General features: G+C 55.8%; 2 rRNA genes. Both read right to left on the bottom strand.

Annotation, left to right across the window (positions count from 1 at the left end):
- Positions 1-14: 14 nt before the first annotated feature.
- A 23S ribosomal RNA gene (locus ITJ54_RS17685) occupies positions 15-3,142 on the bottom strand.
- 475 nt (positions 3,143-3,617) lie between these two features.
- A 16S ribosomal RNA gene (locus tag ITJ54_RS17680) occupies positions 3,618-4,925 on the bottom strand; the annotation flags it as partial.

Here is a 4,925-nt window from a genome sequence, read left to right as displayed (position 1 = left end):
GTGGGGAAATAGTTGGTGTCAAGTCTTCGGCTTATTAGTACCGGTCAGCTCCACGGGTCGTTAGTCCCCGCTTCCACATCCGGCCTATCAACCCAGTAGTCTGCTGGGAGCCTCTCACACTCAAGGTGCATGGAAATCTCATCTCGAAGACGGCTTCCCGCTTAGATGCTTTCAGCGGTTATCCGGTCCGAACGTAGCTAATCAGCGGTGCCCTTGGCAGAACAACTGACACACCAGAGGTTCGTCCATCCCGGTCCTCTCGTACTAGGGATAGATCTTCTCAAATTTCCAACGCGCGCAGCGGATAGGGACCGAACTGTCTCACGACGTTCTAAACCCAGCTCGCGTACCGCTTTAATGGGCGAACAGCCCAACCCTTGGGACCTACTCCAGCCCCAGGATGCGACGAGCCGACATCGAGGTGCCAAACCATGCCGTCGATATGGACTCTTGGGCAAGATCAGCCTGTTATCCCCGAGGTACCTTTTATCCGTTGAGCGACAGCGCTTCCACAAGCCACTGCCGGATCACTAGTCCCGACTTTCGTCCCTGCTCGACCTGTCAGTCTCACAGTCAAGCTCCCTTGTGCACTTACACTCGCCACCTGATTGCCAACCAGGTTGAGGGAACCTTTGGGCGCCTCCGTTACTCTTTAGGAGGCAACCGCCCCAGTTAAACTACCCATCAGGCACTGTCCATGAACCCGATCAGGGTCCTACGTTAGACATCCAAAGTGACCAGAGTGGTATTTCAACAATGACTCCACGAACACTAGCGTGCCCGCTTCACAGTCTCCCACCTATCCTACACAAGCCACTCCGAACACCAATACCAAACTGTAGTAAAGGTCACGGGGTCTTTCCGTCCTGCTGCGCGTAACGAGCATCTTTACTCGTAGTGCAATTTCGCCGAGTTCACGGTTGAGACAGCTGGGAAGTCGTTACGCCATTCGTGCAGGTCGGAACTTACCCGACAAGGAATTTCGCTACCTTAGGATGGTTATAGTTACCACCGCCGTTTACTGGGGCTTAAATTCAGAGCTTCGCCCAAAGGCTAACCCCTCCTCTTAACCTTCCAGCACCGGGCAGGCGTCAGTCCGTATACATCGTCTTGCGACTTCGCACGGACCTGTGTTTTTAGTAAACAGTCGCTTCCCACTGGTCTCTGCGGCCTTCAACGCTCACGGAGTAAATCCGGTCACGCGTCCGGCCCCCCTTCTCCCGAAGTTACGGGGGCATTTTGCCGAGTTCCTTAACCATGATTATCTCGATCTCCTTGGTATTCTCTACCTGACCACCTGAGTCGGTTTCGGGTACGGGCGGCTGCAACCTCGCGTCGATGCTTTTCTCGGCAGCATAGGATCACTGATTTCCCCTCACGGGTACGCGTCGGATCTCAGGCACACAGACGACGGATTTGCCTATCGTCAGCCCTACATCCTTACACCAGGATCACCTTACGGATACCATCGCCTGGCTCAGCTACCTTCCTGCGTCACACCTGTTCATACGCTAACCGCACCAGCATGGGGTCGAGCGTTAGACCGGCCACCATCACCCCGAAGGGATCCGGTTGATCCGGGTTAGGACTCTTAGCACCACTGGATTAGCTTGGGCGGTTGTTCGCCGGTACGGGAATATCAACCCGTTGTCCATCGACTACGCCTGTCGGCCTCGCCTTAGGTCCCGACTTACCCAGGGCGGATTAACCTGGCCCTGGAACCCTTGGTCTTTCGGAGGACGGGTTTCTCACCCGTCTTTCGCTACTCATGCCTGCATTCTCACTCGTGTAGCGTCCACGGCTGGATCACTCCGCCGCTTCACTCGCCACACGACGCTCTCCTACCACTCCGCACGACTGAACCACGAAGGCTTGTCTATAGTGCGAAATCTACAACTTCGGTGGTGTGCTTGAGCCCCGTTACATTGTCGGCGCGGAATCACTTGACCAGTGAGCTATTACGCACTCTTTCAAGGGTGGCTGCTTCTAAGCCAACCTCCTGGTTGTCTGTGCAACTCCACATCCTTTCCCACTTAGCACACGCTTAGGGACCTTAGTTGGTAGTCTGGGTTGTTTCCCTCTCGACGATGAAGCTTATCCCCCACCGTCTCACTGCTGCGCTCTCACTCACCGGCATTCGGAGTTTGGCTGACGTCAGTAACCTGTTGAGGCCCATCGGCCATCCAGTAGCTCTACCTCCGGCGAGAAACACGCAACGCTGCACCTAAATGCATTTCGGAGAGAACCAGCTATCACGAAGTTTGATTGGCCTTTCACCCCTATCCACAGCTCATCCCCTCCATTTTCAACTGAAGTGGGTTCGGTCCTCCACGACGTCTTACCGTCGCTTCAACCTGGCCATGGATAGATCACTTCGCTTCGGGTCTAGGACATGCGACTGAATCGCCCTATTCAGACTCGCTTTCGCTACGGCTGCCCCACACGGGTTAACCTCGCCACATATCACTAACTCGCAGGCTCATTCTTCAAAAGGCACGCCGTCACCCCTACTAAGGAGGCTCCGACGGTTTGTAAGCAAACGGTTTCAGGTACTATTTCACTCCCCTCCCGGGGTACTTTTCACCTTTCCCTCACGGTACTTGTCCGCTATCGGTCATCTGGGAGTATTTAGGCTTATCAGGTGGTCCTGACAGATTCACACGGGATTTCTCGGGCCCCGTGCTACTTGGGATACACATCCGGCCATAACACCATTTCGTCTACGGGGCTGGCACCCACTACGGCCCGGCTTTCAAACCGGTTCGACTATGATGCGCTGTAACCGCCCCAGTCCGGCAGAACTGAGTGACGTGTCCCACAACCCCGACCATGCAACGCCCGCCGGCTATCACACATGATCGGTTTAGCCTCATCCGCTTTCGCTCGCCACTACTCACGGAATCACATGTTGTTTTCTCTTCCTGTGGGTACTGAGATGTTTCACTTCCCCACGTTCCCTCTACCCGCCCTATATATTCAGGCGGGAGTCACCAGGTCGCAAAACGCCTGGCGGGGTTTCCCCATTCGGAAATCCTCGGATCAAAGCTCGATTATCAGCTCCCCGAGGCTTATCGCAGATTTCTACGTCCTTCTTCGGCTCCAGATGCCAAGGCATCCACCGTTTGCTCTTAGAAACTTGACCACAAAGATTAAAATTGCGATCCAACGCCACGAAACACGCCAACCGAGAAGGCTGACGATCATCGATGACGCGAATCTAAAGATGCTCGCGTCCACTGTGTAGTTCTCAACATACGATCGGCACCACACTCCCCCAGACCAAACGGTCTGACATCATGTGGCCCAACGAAGGACCCGTAGGCCCAACCCCCACCAAGTGCGTGTCCACACCACCACCGTTCCCGATGACGACGCGACCCACACCCAGTAGGAAGCCTGGTCCCTCAGGACCCAACAACGTGCACCAGCTGATCGCTCCACCCCGACCCGTTCCAACCAGGCAAGCCCGGTGTACTGAAATCGGGAGCATCACTCCCAACTGCACTGTCAATGTTCCACCCATGAGCTACCCGTCGGACACGTTCGGTCCGAATCGGGCGCCTGGACCAGCAACCGGACCACCAAACGGTGACCAGCACTGACCAGATGCTCCTTAGAAAGGAGGTGATCCAGCCGCACCTTCCGGTACGGCTACCTTGTTACGACTTAGTCCTAATCACCGATCCCACCTTCGACGGCTCCTTCCACAAGGGTTAGGCCACCGGCTTCGGGTGTTACCGACTTTCATGACTTGACGGGCGGTGTGTACAAGGCCCGGGAACGTATTCACCGCAGCGTTGCTGATCTGCGATTACTAGCGACTCCGACTTCATGAGGTCGAGTTGCAGACCTCAATCCGAACTGAGACCGGCTTTTTGGGATTCGCTCCACCTTACGGTATCGCAGCCCTTTGTACCGGCCATTGTAGCATGCGTGAAGCCCAAGACATAAGGGGCATGATGATTTGACGTCATCCCCACCTTCCTCCGAGTTGACCCCGGCAGTCTCCTATGAGTCCCCGGCATGACCCGCTGGCAACATAGAACGAGGGTTGCGCTCGTTGCGGGACTTAACCCAACATCTCACGACACGAGCTGACGACAACCATGCACCACCTGTACACCGACCACAAGGGGGCGACCATCTCTGGCCGTTTCCGGTGTATGTCAAGCCTTGGTAAGGTTCTTCGCGTTGCATCGAATTAATCCGCATGCTCCGCCGCTTGTGCGGGCCCCCGTCAATTCCTTTGAGTTTTAGCCTTGCGGCCGTACTCCCCAGGCGGGGCGCTTAATGCGTTAGCTACGACACAGAAACCGTGGAAAGGTCCCTACATCTAGCGCCCAACGTTTACGGCATGGACTACCAGGGTATCTAATCCTGTTCGCTCCCCATGCTTTCGCTCCTCAGCGTCAGTTACGGCCCAGAGATCTGCCTTCGCCATCGGTGTTCCTCCTGATATCTGCGCATTCCACCGCTACACCAGGAATTCCAATCTCCCCTACCGCACTCTAGTCTGCCCGTACCCACTGCAAGCCCGAGGTTGAGCCTCGGGATTTCACAGCAGACGCGACAAACCGCCTACGAGCTCTTTACGCCCAATAATTCCGGACAACGCTTGCACCCTACGTATTACCGCGGCTGCTGGCACGTAGTTAGCCGGTGCTTTTTCTGCAGGTACCGTCACTTTCGCTTCTTCCCTACTAAAAGAGGTTTACAACCCGAAGGCCGTCATCCCTCACGCGGCGTTGCTGCATCAGGCTTTCGCCCATTGTGCAATATTCCCCACTGCTGCCTCCCGTAGGAGTCTGGGCCGTGTCTCAGTCCCAGTGTGGCCGGTCACCCTCTCAGGCCGGCTACCCGTCGTCGCCTTGGTGAGCCATTACCTCACCAACAAGCTGATAGGCCGCGAGTCCATCCCCAACCAA

The sequence above is a fragment of the Curtobacterium sp. VKM Ac-2865 genome, from assembly GCF_015350905.1.
GTDB lineage: Bacteria > Actinomycetota > Actinomycetes > Actinomycetales > Microbacteriaceae > Curtobacterium.
The sequence above is the reverse complement of the archived record's forward strand: the minus strand, read 5'-3'. Positions and strand labels throughout refer to the sequence as shown.